This is a genomic window from Saccharospirillum sp. HFRX-2 (genome assembly GCF_043196805.1).
Taxonomy (GTDB): Bacteria; Pseudomonadota; Gammaproteobacteria; order Pseudomonadales; family Natronospirillaceae; genus Saccharospirillum.
Map to the genome: position 1 here is coordinate 233982 of NZ_JBEBMU010000004.1, position 16261 is coordinate 250242.

The 16261-nt window shown below is 59.6% G+C and carries 15 protein-coding genes and 1 tRNA gene; 11 read left to right on the forward strand and 5 right to left on the reverse strand.

Annotation, left to right across the window (positions count from 1 at the left end; genetic code table 11):
* The first annotated feature begins 29 nt into the window (after positions 1-29).
* From ccoG to ccoM, 10 genes are all read left to right on the forward strand, one after another.
* The gene (gene ccoG, locus ABMA60_RS11185; RefSeq protein ID WP_392802918.1) at positions 30-1439 is read left to right on the forward strand and encodes a cytochrome c oxidase accessory protein CcoG; all 1410 of its coding nucleotides are present in this window, start codon (positions 30-32) and stop codon (positions 1437-1439) included.
* Between the two features lie 24 nt (positions 1440-1463).
* Positions 1464-1967 carry a FixH family protein gene (locus ABMA60_RS11190; protein ID WP_392802920.1) on the forward strand — a complete coding sequence of 168 codons (504 nt, stop codon included), beginning with the start codon at positions 1464-1466 and terminating at the stop codon, positions 1965-1967.
* Positions 1967-4363: a heavy metal translocating P-type ATPase gene (locus tag ABMA60_RS11195; protein WP_392802923.1), complete on the forward strand. Its 2397-nt coding sequence runs from the start codon at positions 1967-1969 to the stop codon at positions 4361-4363. The genes ABMA60_RS11190 and ABMA60_RS11195 overlap by 1 nt, the downstream gene beginning before the upstream one ends.
* A 3-nt stretch (positions 4364-4366) precedes the next feature.
* Entirely contained in the window at positions 4367-4549 is a 183-nt protein-coding gene (gene ccoS / locus ABMA60_RS11200) for a cbb3-type cytochrome oxidase assembly protein CcoS (RefSeq protein WP_392802925.1), read from the forward strand.
* The gene (locus ABMA60_RS11205; RefSeq protein ID WP_392802927.1) at positions 4539-5189 is read left to right on the forward strand and encodes a sulfite exporter TauE/SafE family protein; all 651 of its coding nucleotides are present in this window, start codon (positions 4539-4541) and stop codon (positions 5187-5189) included. Before ccoS ends, ABMA60_RS11205 begins: the two co-directional genes overlap by 11 nt.
* A gap of 2 nt (positions 5190-5191) precedes the next feature.
* Positions 5192-5800, forward strand: coding sequence for a gamma-glutamylcyclotransferase family protein (locus ABMA60_RS11210; RefSeq protein ID WP_392802930.1), 609 nt, complete (start codon positions 5192-5194; stop codon positions 5798-5800).
* Between the two features lie 75 nt (positions 5801-5875).
* Complete coding sequence (locus ABMA60_RS11215; RefSeq protein WP_392802932.1) at positions 5876-6343, forward strand: hypothetical protein; 468 nt, start codon at positions 5876-5878, stop codon at positions 6341-6343.
* Between the two features lie 74 nt (positions 6344-6417).
* Positions 6418-7314: a tRNA 2-thiocytidine(32) synthetase TtcA gene (ttcA, locus tag ABMA60_RS11220; RefSeq protein WP_392802934.1), complete on the forward strand. Its 897-nt coding sequence runs from the start codon at positions 6418-6420 to the stop codon at positions 7312-7314.
* Positions 7315-7428: 114 nt separating this feature from the next.
* Positions 7429-8169, forward strand: a complete 741-nt coding sequence (gene fnr / locus ABMA60_RS11225) for a fumarate/nitrate reduction transcriptional regulator Fnr (RefSeq protein ID WP_392802937.1) — start codon at positions 7429-7431, stop codon at positions 8167-8169.
* A 107-nt stretch (positions 8170-8276) separates the two neighbouring features.
* Positions 8277-8423, forward strand: a complete 147-nt coding sequence (gene ccoM / locus ABMA60_RS11230; protein ID WP_392802939.1) for a cytochrome c oxidase subunit CcoM — start codon at positions 8277-8279, stop codon at positions 8421-8423.
* Here the strand turns inward: ccoM and nudC are convergent.
* Complete coding sequence (nudC, locus tag ABMA60_RS11235) at positions 8378-9208, reverse strand: NAD(+) diphosphatase (protein WP_392802942.1); 831 nt, start codon at positions 9206-9208, stop codon at positions 8378-8380. The two genes, ccoM and nudC, sit on opposite strands and share 46 nt — an antisense overlap.
* 11 nt (positions 9209-9219) lie before the next feature.
* The gene (locus tag ABMA60_RS11240) at positions 9220-11868 is read right to left on the reverse strand and encodes a GNAT family N-acetyltransferase (RefSeq protein ID WP_392802945.1); all 2649 of its coding nucleotides are present in this window, start codon (positions 11866-11868) and stop codon (positions 9220-9222) included.
* A gap of 73 nt (positions 11869-11941) precedes the next feature.
* Between ABMA60_RS11240 and ABMA60_RS11245 the strand changes: the two genes are divergently transcribed.
* Complete coding sequence (locus ABMA60_RS11245; protein WP_392802947.1) at positions 11942-12880, forward strand: histone deacetylase family protein; 939 nt, start codon at positions 11942-11944, stop codon at positions 12878-12880.
* Here ABMA60_RS11245 and ylqF read toward each other — a convergent pair.
* The 3 genes from ylqF to ABMA60_RS11260 all read right to left on the reverse strand — a co-directional run bounded on the left by ylqF (position 12877) and on the right by ABMA60_RS11260 (position 16236).
* Positions 12877-13740: a ribosome biogenesis GTPase YlqF gene (gene ylqF, locus ABMA60_RS11250; RefSeq protein WP_392802949.1), complete on the reverse strand. Its 864-nt coding sequence runs from the start codon at positions 13738-13740 to the stop codon at positions 12877-12879. The genes ABMA60_RS11245 and ylqF overlap by 4 nt on opposite strands.
* Before the next feature lie 66 nt (positions 13741-13806).
* On the reverse strand, positions 13807-15825 hold the full coding sequence (locus ABMA60_RS11255) for an FAD-dependent oxidoreductase (RefSeq protein WP_392802952.1): 2019 nt from the start codon (positions 15823-15825) through the stop codon (positions 13807-13809).
* 334 nt (positions 15826-16159) lie between these two features.
* A tRNA-Asp gene (locus tag ABMA60_RS11260) sits at positions 16160-16236 on the reverse strand.
* Between the last annotated feature and the right edge of the window lie 25 nt (positions 16237-16261).

Genomic DNA, 16261 nt, shown 5'->3' on the forward strand with positions numbered 1-16261 from the left:
CCCAAACCAATCCTGATCCCCCAAAAAACATGACCGATAAAATAGAGGTCAAAGACGTCACGGACGACGCCGTAACGACCGTCGACCTGTATCAAGAAAGGGAAAAAATCTACGTCCGCCGCATCAAAGGTTTTTATCGAAACCTGAGAGTCTACGGGGGCGCAGCCCTGTTCGCGCTTTACTTTGGCACCCTCTGGCTGGACTGGAACGGTCGCCAGGCCGTGCTGTTCGACCTGCCCGCGCGCCAGTTCCATATCTTCGGCATCACCTTCTGGCCGCAGGACTTTATGTTGTTGTCCTGGGCGCTGATCATCTGCGCCTTTGCGCTGTTTTTGGTCACCGTCTTCGCCGGCCGGGTCTGGTGCGGTTACACCTGCCCGCAAAGCGCCTGGACCTGGATCTTCATGTTTATCGAGGAAAAGACCGAGGGCAAACGCAACGCCCGCATCAAACTCGATGATCAACCCATGACCGCTCAGAAGTTCGCGCGCAAAGCTGCCAAGCATCTGCTCTGGCTGGCAGTAGCACTGATTACCGCCATCACCTTCGTCGGCTATTTCGTACCGGTGAAAGAACTGCTGCCGCAACTGGCCGGTTTTAGCGCCGGTGGCTGGGCCATTTTCTGGATCGCCTTCTTCACGCTGGCGACCTACGGCAACGCCGGCTGGTTGCGTGAACAGGTGTGCATCTATATGTGTCCTTACGCCCGCTTCCAGGCGGTGATGTTCGATCAGGACACCCTGATCGTCAGCTACGACGAAAAACGCGGCGAACCCAGAGGGGCGCGCAAGCGCGGCATCAAACCAGAAGATGCTGGTCTGGGTGATTGCATCGATTGCGAACTGTGCGTTCAGGTCTGCCCGACCGGTATCGATATCCGTGATGGCCTGCAATACGAATGCATCGGCTGCGCCGCCTGTATTGATGCCTGCGATTCGGTCATGGATAAGATGGGCTACGAGCCCGGCCTGATCCGCTACACCACCGAAAACAGCCTGGAAGGCAAACCCAGCCGTATCCTCAGACCCCGCCTGATCGGCTATGCGCTGGCGCTGGCGGTCATGATCGGGCTGTTCAGTTGGGTCATCGCCACCCGTATTCCCATGGATCTGTCCATAGAACGCGGCCGGGGTGCGCTGCACCGCATGACGCCCGCCGGGCTGGTGGAAAACTCCTATCAGATCAGTCTGATGAATATGACAGAGCAGGATCGGCGTTATCGCCTCAGCGTCGATGGTCTGGACGGTTTGCAACTGCTGGCACCGGACGTGATCAGCGTCACCGCCGGCGGTGTGGTGCAATTACCCGTGCGTCTGCTGATCGACCCCAATCAGTTACAACTGCCCAATAACGAAATTCATTTCACCGCTGTCGCCGTCGACGACCCAAGCCAGAGCGTCGAGGCGGAGAGCCGTTTCTTTGGCCCGGCCCGGTTTTAATAGACGGTTTAGGAGAACACTGACGTGAACACGAGCGCTCGCAAACCCTGGTACCGTGAATTCTGGATCTGGTTCATCCTGGCGCCGATCATCGCCGTGGTCAGTTTCTGGGCCTGGTTGATCCCCATTGCCATCCAGACCAACGACGGCGCCATCCTCGATAATTACTACGAGGACGGCATGACGGTTATTGAACGCAACACCCAGTCGCAATGGGCGGCCGAGCACGATCTCAGCGCCCAGTTGCAGACGCTCGGCGAGCGCGTGCAGCTGCGCCTGGAAGGCAATCTGGATCCGATTCCGAATACCCTCCAGCTCACCTATGCCTTCCCAACACGAGCCAGCTGGGACGTCAGCGTGCAACTCGAGCGTCAGCCCGATGGTCGCTACCTGGGTACCTTGCCTGAAGTCGTCACCGAAACACGCCAGCTGATTCTGGAACCGGTTGGTGATCAGGCCAATTGGCGCTTGCACGGCGAAGCCACCCTGCCCGATCGCAGCATTATCAGGCTTGCGCCCAAACTCTAATGGCGCAGGCCTGCTTTCATTGCGGTCTGCCGGCCTTCGATGAGCGTTTTCAGCTCGAGGTAGGCGGCGAGGCCCGGGTTTTCTGTTGCGTCGGCTGTCTGGCCGCTGCCCAGACCATTATCGATAGCGGCCTGGGCGAGTATTACCGCTTCCACGATCCCGACCAGACCCCGGCCGCACCACCGGTCAGTGAGCGTGACCGCGAACAGCTGGCGCTCTACGACCGCGATGATGTCCAGGCCGATTTTGTACGCCAGCTCGATTCCGGCCAATGCGAAGCGACGTTAATGATCGATGGCGTCAGTTGCGCCGCCTGCAGCTGGTTGATCGAGAAGCGACTGCATCAACAAGCTGGCGTTGCCGAGGCCCGGTTTAATCAGACCACTCACCGTTTGCTGCTGCGCTGGCAACCCGGCGAAGCTGTTTTGTCGACGCTGTTTATTGCACTGCATTCACTCGGTTATCGCGCTCAGCCGTACCAGGCCGACGCCGAGGAAGCGCTGCGTCAGCGCACCGGACGACGTTATTTATTGCGTCTGGGCGTGGCCGGCATTGGCATGATGCAGGCGATGATGAATGCGGTGGCGCTGTACAGCGGCAGTATCGAAGCGACCTATGTGCACTGGCTGCGCTGGACCTCGCTGCTGATCACCCTGCCGGTCGTCATCATCGGCGCCGGCCCCTTTTTCACCGCCGCCTGGCGGTCTATTCGAGCGCGCAGTCTGAGCATGGATGTGTCGGTGTCGCTGGCCATCGGTGGCGCTTTCGCCGCCAGCGTCTGGGCCACCCTGACCCGCCAGGGTGAGGTCTATTTCGAATCGGTATCGATGTTCACCTTCTTTCTGGTGCTGGGCCGTTTTCTGGAATTTCGCGCCCGCACCTCTGTCCACGCCTCCAGCAATGCACTGGCGCGCCAGCTGCCGCCCACCTGCCGGGTGCGCCAGGGTGATGACTTTGAGCAAAAGGCGGTACGCGACCTGGTTATCGGCGAACGCATTCAGGTCCGCGCCGGCGAACTCTGCCCGGTAGATGGCCGTGTCGTCAGTGGCGCCAGCGAATTCGACGAAGCGCGGCTGACCGGGGAAGTTGCGCCTCAACCAAAAGCCAGCGGCGATGCGGTACTGGCGGGCACCACCAACCTCAGCCAGGCGGTGGAAATCGAGGTTGAACGACTCGGCGCCGACAGCTCCGCTTCGGCCCTCACGCAACTGCTCGAACAAGCCGCCAGCGAAAAACCGCGCCTGGCGGAACTGGCCGATCGCGGTGCCCGGCATTTTGTCTGGACCACTTTGATCATCACCGCGCTGATTGGTCTGGCCTGGCTGTGGATCGACCCGGACCGCGCCTTCTGGATCGTCATCAGCGTGCTGGTCGTCACCTGCCCCTGCGCGCTAAGCCTGGCAACGCCTACTGTCCTGGCGCAGGCCACGCAAAGCCTGGCCAAAGAAGGCATGATCGTCACCCGCGGCCATACCCTGGAACGCTTGGCTGATATCACCGATCTTGCCTTCGACAAGACCGGCACCCTGACCGAAGGCCGGTTTCGACTGGTACAGACAGCAGTACAGCCATCGGCACAGCACAGTGTTGCGGAACTGATCGAACTGGCCGCCGCTCTGGAAGCCGACAGCGATCACCCTCTGGCCCGGGCCTTTCGAGAAGCCGCTGCTGGTGCATCGTTACCTTTGCTAAACGAGCGAACCTTGCACCCGTCGCAAGGCGTTTCCGGACGCGATAGCAGCGGTGAATACCGTCTGGGCAGCGCTGCCTTTGCACTGAGTGAACCGAATCAAGACACCCAAACATCGGGTACTTTGTGGCTCAGCCATAACGGAATCGCCCTGGCTCGGTTCCAGCTGGCGGACGAATTACGCGCCACCGCCGCACCGGCGTTACAGCAATTGGCCGACTTGGGTCTGCGCTGCCATGTCCTGACTGGTGATCCCAACCCCATGCCCGATGCGCGCTTGAACGCTTTATCGCTGAGCGGAGACTACCGTTCAGGGTTAAGCCCGGCGGATAAGCTAAGTTGGTTGCATCAACAACAGGACGACGGCTGGCGCATCGCCATGGTCGGCGATGGCATCAACGATGCGCCGGTGCTGGCCGGTGCACCGGTTTCCATCGCCCTGGCCTCGGGTACCGATCTGGCCAAGCAAGCTTCAGATGCACTCTTGCTGAACGACAAACTGACCGTGCTGGCAGCGGCCGTCAGGGCCGCGCGCAAGACCCGGCGCATCATTCGCCAGAATTTGATCTGGGCTCTGGTGTACAATGGCGTCGCCCTCCCCTTGGCTGCTTTGGGCTGGGTAACACCCTGGCAAGCGGCTATTGGTATGTCGGCCAGCTCCTTGCTGGTCGTGCTCAATGCATTGCGACTGAGACGTTTGAATTAAGCCATGGATATTCTGCTGCTTTTGCTGCCCATCACCGGTTTCCTGCTGCTGATCGGCGGCGGCCTGTTCTGGTGGACGGTGCGCTCCGGCCAATACGACGATCTGGACAGCCCGGCCCAGCGCATCCTCTTCGACGACGATGACGACATGATTCCCGACGACCATAAGTCCCACCGTGATCGCTGATCTGCTCTCTGCGGCCCTGATCGGGCTGATTTCTGCCGGCCACTGTCTGGGCATGTGCGGAGGCATTACGCTGGCGTTGGGATTGCACAGCCAGGGCTCGGGCAGCCTGCTGTTTTATAATTTAGGGCGCATTTCCACCTACGCCCTGCTCGGCCTGCTGATCGGCGCCGGTCTGCATTGGTTGCCCGCCTCCGCCACCCCTATTCTGCGTTTGATCGCCGCTGCACTTCTGATGTTGATCGCGCTGTATTATTTGAACATCAAACCCTGGATCACTCAGTTGGAGAAGCTGGCGCTCCCGCTGTGGCGCCGCTTGCAACCGCTGGCCCGGCGCTGGCTGCCGTTACGCCATCCGCTTCAGGCTTATCCGGTCGGCATGATTTGGGGATTACTGCCCTGCGGCCTGGTTTATACCGCCCTGGGTTACGCAGCGACCCAAGCCGATGCCTTGGGCAGTGCGGCTTTGATGCTGGCCTTTGGTGTCGGTACGCTACCGGCCATGCTCGCCACCGGCGCCTTCAGCCAACAGCTGAATGGCTGGTTACGGCGCCCCGCGCTACGCGCCCTGATCGGTGCGACGCTGTTGTTTTTTGCCGGCTGGCTGATGTTCAATTCCGCACGCATGCTGGGGGTGATGTAAGGATGCAGGCCATTTTCGGTTATGGCAGTTTGATCAGCGCCGACAGTCGGCGCCGCACGGGTATCGGTGGCGATGCCCTGGCCGTGGAAATCGACGGCATTGAGCGCCGCTGGTCAGTGCCGGTACCGGATTATGGCGCTACTGCTGTCGGTGCTCACCTGAATCCGGACAGCCGCTGCAACGGCGTCGTCTTTATCGTCGATGACGCCAACCTGGCGCGCTTTGATGAACGTGAACAGGGTTATGACCGGCATCGCATCGACTGGTCCGAGGTGCGCTCGCTCGGCCAGCAGTCCTTACCAATGGAATTACCCTTGTGGGCTTATGTCGGTTATTCCAGCGAAACACCGCAACCGCATCGACCGATTATGCAGACCTATGTCGATGTCATCCTGCACGGCTGCCTCAGCTACGGTGAAGACTTCGCCCGCCGCTTTCTGCACTCCACCGGTCCCTGGCAACACCTGAGCGATGACCGTCTGGCACCGCAGTACCCTCGCGCCATGGACGATCACCACCTGCCACCGCGCATCGATGCACTACTCGCCGATGAATTGCCCGAGCTGTTTCAGCAGCGCACCCGCTTCAGCCTTGAAAGCGTCGGCCGTTAACCCAGATATAGGCAGTTCAGGTCGAGTTCAGCCCGATTTTTGCAGGCTGACTGCGAACCTCAGGAGGTGTCCGCTATGACGGCGTATTGTCTGGATTTGAAAAGCTGCGTAATCGAACCGGCGCTGCATCTGGCGCAATTAACCGATCCGGGCCTGCCGGCCTGGCTCGATGCGGTCGCTGGCGCTGAACAACAACGTCGCAGCAGCAACCGCTATGGCCCGTTCGGCATGACCGCCTGGCAACACAAACGCGTCTGGGATGAATACATCGCGCAATGGCCGGAACTGGCCTGTCAGATTCGTGGCCTGGCCAGCCAACGCTGCTTTCTTAAAGATCCTCACCAGGAACTCAGCCTGAACTGGGGTTATGCCACGGCCCTGGCGGCCTTGAACGCCCGCTTTTATGCCGGCGGTGAGGTTCCCGTTCTGGACAGCGACCAGGCGGTCGAACTGTGGCGTCAGGCCTGTCATCGCGGCCACCGGGTTGACGACCGGCCGTTCCGGCGCGTCTATTCGATGGAACCCTCTGAACAGGCCGCCTGATTTCACGACAACACTTGTCCCTCGGCGTCTGAGGTGGTAGAACACGCGCCCAACCCCGAGCCACCCGATTGTCCATGACTGCCCAGACCCTCGCTGAGAAAAAATCGCGCACCGAATTCAACAAGCTGCAAAAACGCTTGCGCCGGGAAACCGGCCGCGCCATCGCTGACTTCAACATGATTGAAGACGGCGACACCATCATGGTCTGCCTGTCCGGCGGCAAAGATTCCTACACCATGCTCGATATCCTGATCAGCCTGCAGCGCAGCGCCCCGGTCGACTTCAAGCTGGTGGCCGTCAATCTGGACCAGAAACAACCGGGTTTCCCGGAACACATCCTGCCGGAGTACCTGAAAAACCTGGGCGTGCCTTATCACATCCTGGAACGCGATACTTACAGCGTGGTTCAGGAAATGGTGCCCGAAGGTAAAACCACCTGTGGCATCTGTTCGCGGCTGCGGCGCAGCACGCTCTACGCCTTTGCTGACCAGATCGGCGCCACCAAGGTTGCCTTAGGCCACCATCGCGACGACATTCTGGAAACGCTGTTTCTGAACATGTTTCACGGCGGCAAGCTTAAAGCCATGCCCCCCAAGCTGTTGTCCGACAGTGGCACCAACGTGTTGATCCGGCCGTTGGCCTATTGCCGCGAAAGCGATATCGAGCAATACGCCATCGAGCGTGAATTCCCGATCATTCCATGCAACCTCTGTGGTTCGCAGGACAATCTGCAGCGTCAATCCATCAAAGCCATGCTGCGCGACTGGGAAAAACAGCATCCGGGCCGCGTCGAAAATATTTTTCGGTCCATCCAGAACATCGCACCGTCCCAACTGGCGGACCGTGAACAATTCGATTTTCTGTCGCTACAGGCGACGGGCATCCCATTAGCGCCGGTTAATGAGGGCAGTGAATACAGCCCAATGGCGCAAACCCGCGTCAATACCTGGGTTCCGTCGAACGACGATTGAGCCACAACCCTGTACAGCACGACGGTTTCGGCTAAGATGGCGAACAACAGATAATCGGCGTTCTACTCTGGCTGTAGGAAGGTGATTATCCCACCCTTGGACGGGAGAGAAACGATGTCGCTGACCACTCACTGCAGCAATTGCAGTCTGCATCCGTTGTGCCTGCCGCTGTCACTGAAAACCAGTGAAATGGACAAACTGGATGCGATCATCCGCCGTGGCCGACCGATCAAAAAAGGCGAGTTACTGTTTGCGCAGGGTGAACCTTTCAATTCGGTCTTTGCCGTACGGACCGGTACCGTTAAAACCTATACCCTGACTCAGGAAGGTGATGAACAGATCACCGGCTTCCATCTGGCCAGCGAACTGGTTGGCCTGGACGCCTACGACTCTCCGGTTTACCCAGCCACAGCCCGCGCCCTGGAAACCACCAACGTTTGTGAAATTCCGGTTGATCGTCTGGATGCGTTATCGGGCCAGTTGCCAGAGTTGCGTCGTCAACTGCTGCGTTTGATGGGTCGCGAACTGCGTGAAGACCAACAAATGATGTTGCTGCTGAGCAAGAAGAGCGCCGAAGAACGCATCGCCTCCTTCCTGCTCAACCTCGCTGCCCGCTTCCGCCGCCGGGGCTACTCCGGCACCCAGTTCCGGCTGACCATGGCGCGCAGCGACATTGCCAACTATCTGGGCATGGCGGTAGAGACCGTTAGCCGCGTATTCACCCGTTTCCAGCGCCAGGGCATCCTGGCCGATAGCAGCAGTGCGCGGGATATCGAAATCGTCGACCTGACTGCGCTGACCCAGATGGCCTCTCTGGCCGACTGCGAGCGCCTGGAACTGGGCATCAGCGCCTGAATTGATCTAGATCAACTGGCCGCCGGCGCGGCCTTGATCCACATCAATAGCCCCATCCCGACCTCCCCTAGACTGATACACATCCTCCAGTCCAAGGGGTTCCAACCATGTATTTCGACACTGTAGTTATCGCTGGCTTAGTCACTGTGGCTCTGATGTTCGCCTTCTTCGGCGGCATTGCTTGGTTCGTGCGTCAAGACTTACGCGCTCATCCGGAAAATGGCGCCTCAGCGGACGACCAGGAACGCCGGTAAGCCTCGATCATATAGCCGGCAATGGAAAAACCGGGCGGGAATTGCGGCAGCTGGTCGACGTGAAACCACTGCGCATCGGCAATTTCACCTGGTTCCGGAACGATGTCGCCACCGGCGTAGTCGGCCCAGAAGCCGAGCATCAACTGATGCGGGAACGGCCAGGTCTGGCTGCCCTGGTAGCGCAGATTGGTCACTTCGACGCCGACTTCCTCGCGGATTTCGCGGTGTACCGCCTGCTCCAGCGACTCACCAGTCTCGACAAAACCTGCCAGGGTGCTGTACCAGCCGGAACTGCGATGACGCACGCCCTGAGCCAGCAGCACTTCCGGCCCGCGGGTAATCAGTACAATGACGCAAGGGCTGACACGCGGGTAAAAGCGCAGCTTGCAGGGCTCACAGACCATGGCCGACTCGCCCGGCAATCTGGTTGTCGTCTGGCCGCACTGGCCACAAAACCGATGCTGACGACGCCAATCCAACAAACCACGGGCGCGCGCCGCCAGCATAAAGGCCGTTTCACTGCGCAGGCCGATGTCTCTTAAGCCCAATCGAGGCCAGCTTTCGGTACTATCCAGCTGAGCGGTGTAATAAGCATGTCCATCCAACAAGCCGACAAATTCTTCATTCAGTAATGGATGCGCTGACCACTCGCTGCGCTGCTGCACCCAGTTATCCTCCGGGCTGACCAATTCGCCGTCTTGCCACAGCAATAACCGATCATCCGAACTGACTGCCGGCGCCGAGCCAGGCAGTTCAATCCGGTGCTGGCCTAATTCATACAACACAAGCGCACTCCTTAATCCGCCTTCAGCGGCAAGACTAGCCGAACCACACCCTCTTCGTCGGGTTCGACGCTAAACCCAAAATGCCGGCCAAGACCGAGCATGGGCTGATTTTCCGCCAACACATCGGCAACGATCCGATCCACGCCCTGAGCTCGGCCGTAGTCGAGCGTCTTACGCATCAACTGACCGGCCAGACCGCTGCCCTGAAACTTCGGCAACACCATGATGGCGAACTCCAGTTCGTTGGTGTTCACATCGGTCCAGAGCCGCATTTCACCGACGATGGCGCCATCGATGAGCGCCACAAAGACCATTTCCCGGCGGTAATCGATCTGACACAGAGTCGCCAGTTCACGATGTTCAAAATGCAGGCGGCTGCCGAAAAAGCGCAAACGCAGGGCTTCGCTGTCAAAGCCACCGTAGAAGGCTTTCAATAACGGCTCGTCTTCACCGCGAATCGGACGGATCAGCACCGAACGCTCATCTTTCAGGCTCAGACGGTCAACCAGTTCGCTCGGATAGGGATTCAAGGCCGGACGCTGAGCCGGACCACGGCAGGCAGCGACACCCAAAACCAATAATTCCTCACCCGGCTGCAACAGAATATTCACTTCCAGCCCGGCCAGTTCAGGCAGATCGATGACCATCTGCGACAGCGTCTTCAACGCCCGGGTCAACCGCGCCAGATCTTTTTCCAGATGATCAGAACGCTCCGCCAGAACCTGATAACCGTGTGAGCGCTGAATCATTTGCCGCGCCAGACTGGCGTTGAGCGGCGGCAATGCCACCTGACGGTCGGCCAGCATGTCGGCGCGCGAGCCGCCTTCGCCAAACAAAATCAACGGCCCGTAGGCTTCATCGCGCGTCATACCGAGACTGAATTGCAGATGATCGATCTTGCGCCGCATCGGTTGTACGCCCCAACCGAGAGTACGACTGTTGGGAAAACGCTCGGCTTTTTCAGCTTCCAGCTCAGCCCGCGCCTGCCGTAATTCTTCCGCAGAATTCAATTCGATACGCACACCACGCCAACGTTCGGCAGGCGTTTCGTTGTAGGCAAAGGGATAGCAATAGGCCTCATGAACCAGACGCAGCGAGGCCGGAAAATAGCGCCCGGTCAGTCGTTCCAGCACCCGGTCGAAGTCGACACCAAAGGTGGAATCGACCATTTGGAAACCATAAAGCCGCATCAACATTCGCGCTTCGGCCCAAGTGAAATAGCGTCGTTTGTTTTCCTCTGCCTGTCGGAACAGCTGTAACGCCTGATCGCGATCGGGCTGAAAACCCAGCGCCAAGGATGTTGGCGTCTCACGCAGGCGTTCTTGCGCCATTTCGTGTTTGGCCAGGGTAAAAAACGCCTCGACGGCGTCGTTGGGCGAATCGAAATTCAGCAGGCCAGCGGCATCAAAGGCGGCTCGGGCCGGGCCAATACTGACGCCGCCCAAAAAGCAGGTCAGCACCAGTCGCCGACTGCGCTTAACCCAGGGCAGCAGTTTTTTCGACACCTCAGTCGGGTCGGAGCGTCGGTTGGGGCCGTGCACCACCAGAATGCCGCCAATGGCGCCTTCTTTTTCCAACTCAGTCAGCACCCGCACATAGTCGTCGCCGCTGGCGTTGGCCGGCAGGATGGCCGGGTTGTAGCCGGTTTCGTCGGCATACCACAGATCGGTCAGACGCTCGCTGACCTTGTCGACCGGCGCCAACTGTCCACCGAGCGCCTGCAACTGCTGCCGTGCCAGCATCGCCGGACCCAGGCCATTGCTGACGATGGCCAGGTTAGGACGGTGCAACGGCCGCGCCCGCGACAGCACCTCCAGGCCGCTGAACAAACCATCGACGCTATCGACCTGCAGCACACCGGCGCGGGCGAAGAATTCGTCGTCGACGGCGCGACGATCGATCAGACCCGGCGGTAATTTGTCCTGTACCTGAGTGCGGATCGCCAGCACCTTTTTCGAACGCGCCGCCGCCCGCATGGCAATCAACAAACGGTTGGCGTCACGGATCTGCTCCAGATGAATCAGAATGGCGCGCACGCGGCGATCGGTGGACAGATGATCGACGATATCAGAGATGCGCAGATCAGCGCTGGAACCGGCGGTAAGAAAGTGCGAGAAGCCGATCCCACGGGCTCCGGCCCAATCCAACAAGGCCGAACCCAGCGCCGCCGAATGACCGACATAAGCCGAACGCCCGGGTTGCGCATTCAGATGCGCGAAACTCGCATTCAGGTGCGCATCCGGCACCAGCACACCCAGACAATGCGGGCCGAGCACGCGGATATTCAGCTCGCGCGCCAGCTCTTCAATACGCTGGTGACGGCGTTTCTGTTCCACCGCCAGGCGCCGCGACAGGCCGCCAGTCAGAATAATCGCTGCCTTAATGCCTTTACGGCCAAGTTGCGGCAAAACGCGCAAAATAGTTTCCGGCGGCAAACAGATCAGCGCCAGATCAACCGGATCCGGAATCTGGCGGACATAGCGATAACAAGGGAAGCCGTAAACGCTGTCGTAACCTTTGAGGTTAACGCCGTAAATGCGGCCTTCGAAGCCAGCGTCTTTCAAGTTGGTGGTGACCACAGCGCCCATACTGCCGGGTCGTTCAGAGGCACCCAGAACAGCAACGCTCTTGGGCTGGAAAAAGGCACTGAGGTCGGGCACGGTACCACCAAAGTCGGGATGAATCGCGACAAGACTAGCCTTATACTGCCTTGCCTTTCAATGGACCGTCCGCATGACTCGAACAGCGCTCATCCAGCATCCGGTTTGCCAGCTGCACGACATGGGCGAAGGTCATCCGGAATCGCCGCAGCGCCTCGAAGCCATCCTCAACCGGCTCGATGAAACCGGCCTGGTCAACCAACTGATTGTTCGCGAAGCCCGCCTCGATGGCCCGGAAACTGTGCGCCGCGTGCACAGCGATATCTATATCGAACAGCTCGACCGCATCAGCCCGAAACACGGGCTGATTCAGGCCGACCCCGATACGCTGATGGGTCCATACACCTGGGAAGCCGCCTATCGCGCCGTCGGTGCCGGCACCGGTGCTGTCGACGCCATTATGGCCGGCGAATACCAGCGCGCCTTCTGCGCCATCCGCCCGCCTGGCCACCACGCCGAACCCGACGTCACCATGGGTTTCTGCTTCTTCAACAACATCGCCGTAGCCGCCGCTCATGCCATTGCCGAGCATGGCCTGAAACGCGTCGCCATCATCGACTTCGATGTCCACCAGTGCAACGGCACCATCGAAGCTTTCGAAAGCCGGCCGGAAATCCTGGTCTGCTCCAGCTTCCAGCATCCGTTCTACCCGAATTCGCACTGGGCCAGCGAGCATCCGCACATCGTGCTGTCGCCGCAAATCACCTTCGCCACCGCCGATGATCTAAAAGCCGACTGGGAAGCGCGCTGGAAGCCGGCGCTGCTGGCACACCAGCCAGAGATGATCTTTATCTCCGCCGGCTTCGACGCCCATACGCTCGATCCGATGGGTCAATTGAACTGGCAAACCGAAGACTACGACTGGATTACCCGACGCATCGTCGAAGTGGCCGAGGAAGTCTGTGACGGGCGCATCGTCTCGATGCTGGAAGGCGGTTATCACCTCAAGGCATTGGCGGACAGCGCTGAGGTGCATATCAGAGCCTTGATGGGAGAGACGGAGCTCGACTAAGCGTCTTCTTCCAAATCCCGATACGGCACTTCCCGCCCCGGCTCTTCCAGACTGATCCGACCCAACACCCCACCACGCAATTCCTTCAGCACAATCTCACTGACTCTATGCCAATCAACGTGTCCACCCGGCGCACAGGCGCGTTGACGGGCGATGGCGGCCATGCAGTCCATGGCGCTGTCGGGCAGTTCCTTGAGCTTGTAGCGTTCCTGCAGGCGCTCAGGATAGCGCTGCATCAGGTAATCGACTGCGAACAGGGCGATGTCTTCGTATTCGACGGCGGTATCGCGAATCGCGCCGGAGGCAGCCAAGCGGTAACCACCGACTTCGCTGTCCGGTGACGGCCACATCACCCCGGGGGTATCCATCAACGTGAAATCATCAGCGATCTGGATACGTTGCTGACGGCGAGTGACGGCCGGTTCGTCGCCGACTTTGGCGATACGCCGGCCGGCGAGGCCATTGAGCAAGGTCGATTTACCCACATTGGGAATGCCCATCACCAGGGCGCGCACCGGCTTGCCGACGCCGCCTCGGTAGGGCGCCAGCTTGCGGCACAGATCGGGCACGCGTTTGATTTGACGACGGTCGGTGATCTCCAGCGGCAACACACTGATGTTGTGCTCTTCGCTGAAATGCCGACGCCAGGCTTCGGTGATCTCCGGGTCGGCCAGATCGACTTTCGACAGCAGGCGCACCACCGGCTTATCGCCGCGCACCTGACCGAGAATGGGGTTCATGCTGGACTGTGGCAGGCGGGCGTCGAGGATTTCGATAACCACATCGATCTTCGGCATCAACTCGCCGATCTGACGCCGCGCCTTGGCCATGTGGCCGGGGAACCAATTAATCTTGGCCATGAAAATCTCTGGCTGAATGAAAGGCGCGCAGTGTAACACAGCCGGTCTGTTTGACCGGCTTAGGTATTACAGCTCTGCCGCTACCTCTGCGCCCTGGCGAATGGCGCGCTTGGCATCCAGCTCGCCGGCCTTGAAGGCGCCGCCGATGCGATGTGAGCTTTTGCCTGCGGCTTCCAATGCCTCGAACAAATCGAGACGCGATTCCTGGCCGGCGCAGATAACAATCTGGTCGACCGGCAGTGTTCTGGCTTCGCCATCAACCAGAACATGCAGACCCTCGTCATCGATACGCTGGTAGTCGACACCAGAGAGAAATTCGACGCCCTTCTGTTTCAAAGTAGCGCGATGCACCCAGCCGGTGGTCTTGCCCAGATTTTTGCCCAGCTTCGATGACTTGCGCTGCAACAGCCAGACCTGACGCGGGCTCGGTTCGGGCTGCGGTGCGATCAGACCACCGCGGCCGGCGACACTGAAATCGACACCCCATTCACGCGCGAAGGCCTCGATATCCAGACTCGGGCTATGCTCGCCATGAACCAGTACTTCGCCAACGTCGAAACCAATACCACCGGCGCCGACAATGGCGACTTTCTTGCCGGGTGCGACCTTGCCGGAAACCAGATCCACGTAAGACACCACCGATGGATGATCGATCCCGTCAATGGCCGGTGTGCGCGGTACGATGCCGGTGGCGACGATCACTTCATCAAACGCCGCCAGTTCATCAGCGCCAACCTTGCGACCCAGCTTCTGCTCGACACCCAACCGTTCCAGTTGAGTCCGGAAGTAGCGCAACGTCTCGCTGAATTCTTCCTTGCCGGGAATACGCCGCGCCAGATTGAACTGACCACCGATCACATCGTGCTCATCAAACAGCGTCACAATGTGACCGCGCTGCGCTGCCACCGTCGCCGCCGACAATCCACCGGGGCCGGCACCGACCACAGCAACACGCTTGACCTTGTCGGTCGGCAGATAATTCAGTTCCGTTTCCCGGCCGGCGCGCGGATTGACCAGGCAAGACGCCGGTTTCAACTCAAACACATGATCGAGACAAGCCTGGTTACAGGCGATGCAGGTGTTGATGGCGTCGGCATCGCCGGCTTCAGCCTTGTTGACGAAATCGCTGTCCGCCAGAAACGGACGCGCCATCGACACCATATCCGCCTGGCCGCTGGCAACGATGCGCTCGGCCACCTCCGGGGTGTTGATGCGGTTACAGGCGACCACCGGTATGCCGACTTCGTTGCGGATGCGCTCGGTCACCGCCACAAAAGCCGCGCGTGGCACCGAGGTGACAATGGTCGGTACCCTCGCCTCGTGCCAGCCGATGCCGGTGTTGAGCAGGTGTGCACCGGCCGCTTCGATGCGGTGCGCCTGATCGACAATCTCATCCCAGGTGTTGCCGTCTTCGACCAGGTCGATCATCGAAAGCCGGTAAACGACCAGGAAGTCATCGCCACATTCGGCGCGGATGCCACGCACGATGTGTTCGGCCAGGCTGATGCGGCCGTCGATCTCGCCGCCCCAGCGGTCGTCGCGATGGTTGGTTCGCGGCGCGGTAAACTGATTAATCAAATAGCCTTCCGAGCCCATCACCTCGACACCGTCATAGCCGGCTTGCTTGGCCAGGCGGGCGCAACGGACAAAGTCGTCGATGGTGCGTTCGACACCGGCGTCGTCCAGCTCCTTCGGTTGGAACGGATTGATCGGCGCCTGCAGTGAAGACGCTGAGACATTGTGCGGTACATAGGCATAGCGGCCGGTATGCAGGATCTGCATGCAGATGCGGCCACCGGCTTCATGCACGGCTTCGGTGATCAGGCGGTGCGAATTGGCTTCTTCTTCATTGGTCAGCTTGGCGCCACCAGGATAGGTTACACCTTCATCGTTGGGCGAAATGCCACCGGTGACGATCAACGCCACGCCACCGCGAGCGCGTTCGGCATAGAACGCCGCCATACGCTCGAAACCGCCCTTGGCTTCTTCCAGGCCGGTGTGCATCGAGCCCATCAGGAACCGGTTTTTCAGCGTAAAGGGGCCGACATCGAGAGGTTGGAACACAGCAGGATAAGCACTGGACATGGCGATTCTTTCACCCGTTTCAAACAGTTGTTTTAATTCGGCGAATGGCACCACAGGGGGTGGTTGGAGTCAAGCGAGAAGTGCTTGCCAAGTCTGGACAGAGTGGTGCTGATTGCTACATCAGAGACTAGCAAAAGGATGGGAGAAACGGGGAAATAGATGAAGGCACTGACCAGTGCGGCTATGCCGGGATTCCGGCTCGCGACATGGGTCTATGCAAGGGGAGAAAAAGAAATGGCGGAACGGACGGGACTCGACTGCGCCGGCACACCGGACCGCGACCAAGGTCTTCAACCTCGCACTGCCTTCGGGTTTACCCCTAGGGACTTCAAAATGGCGGAACGGACGGGACTCGAACCCGCGACCTCCGGCGTGACAGGCCGGCATTCTAACCAACTGAACTACCGCTCCGCGTTATGGTGGGTGTGAACGGGAT

Coding starts and splice junctions, on each gene's coding strand:
- ccoG (WP_392802918.1), top strand. CDS start 30: ATGACCGATAAAATAGAGGTCAAAGACGTCACGGACGACGCCGTAACG.
- ABMA60_RS11195 (WP_392802923.1), top strand. CDS start 1,967: ATGGCGCAGGCCTGCTTTCATTGCGGTCTGCCGGCCTTCGATGAGCGT.
- ccoS (WP_392802925.1), top strand. CDS start 4,367: ATGGATATTCTGCTGCTTTTGCTGCCCATCACCGGTTTCCTGCTGCTG.
- ABMA60_RS11210 (WP_392802930.1), top strand. CDS start 5,192: ATGCAGGCCATTTTCGGTTATGGCAGTTTGATCAGCGCCGACAGTCGG.
- ABMA60_RS11215 (WP_392802932.1), top strand. CDS start 5,876: ATGACGGCGTATTGTCTGGATTTGAAAAGCTGCGTAATCGAACCGGCG.
- ttcA (WP_392802934.1), top strand. CDS start 6,418: ATGACTGCCCAGACCCTCGCTGAGAAAAAATCGCGCACCGAATTCAAC.
- fnr (WP_392802937.1), top strand. CDS start 7,429: ATGTCGCTGACCACTCACTGCAGCAATTGCAGTCTGCATCCGTTGTGC.
- ccoM (WP_392802939.1), top strand. CDS start 8,277: ATGTATTTCGACACTGTAGTTATCGCTGGCTTAGTCACTGTGGCTCTG.
- ABMA60_RS11245 (WP_392802947.1), top strand. CDS start 11,942: ATGACTCGAACAGCGCTCATCCAGCATCCGGTTTGCCAGCTGCACGAC.
- ylqF (WP_392802949.1), bottom strand. CDS start 13,740: ATGGCCAAGATTAATTGGTTCCCCGGCCACATGGCCAAGGCGCGGCGT.
- ABMA60_RS11255 (WP_392802952.1), bottom strand. CDS start 15,825: ATGTCCAGTGCTTATCCTGCTGTGTTCCAACCTCTCGATGTCGGCCCC.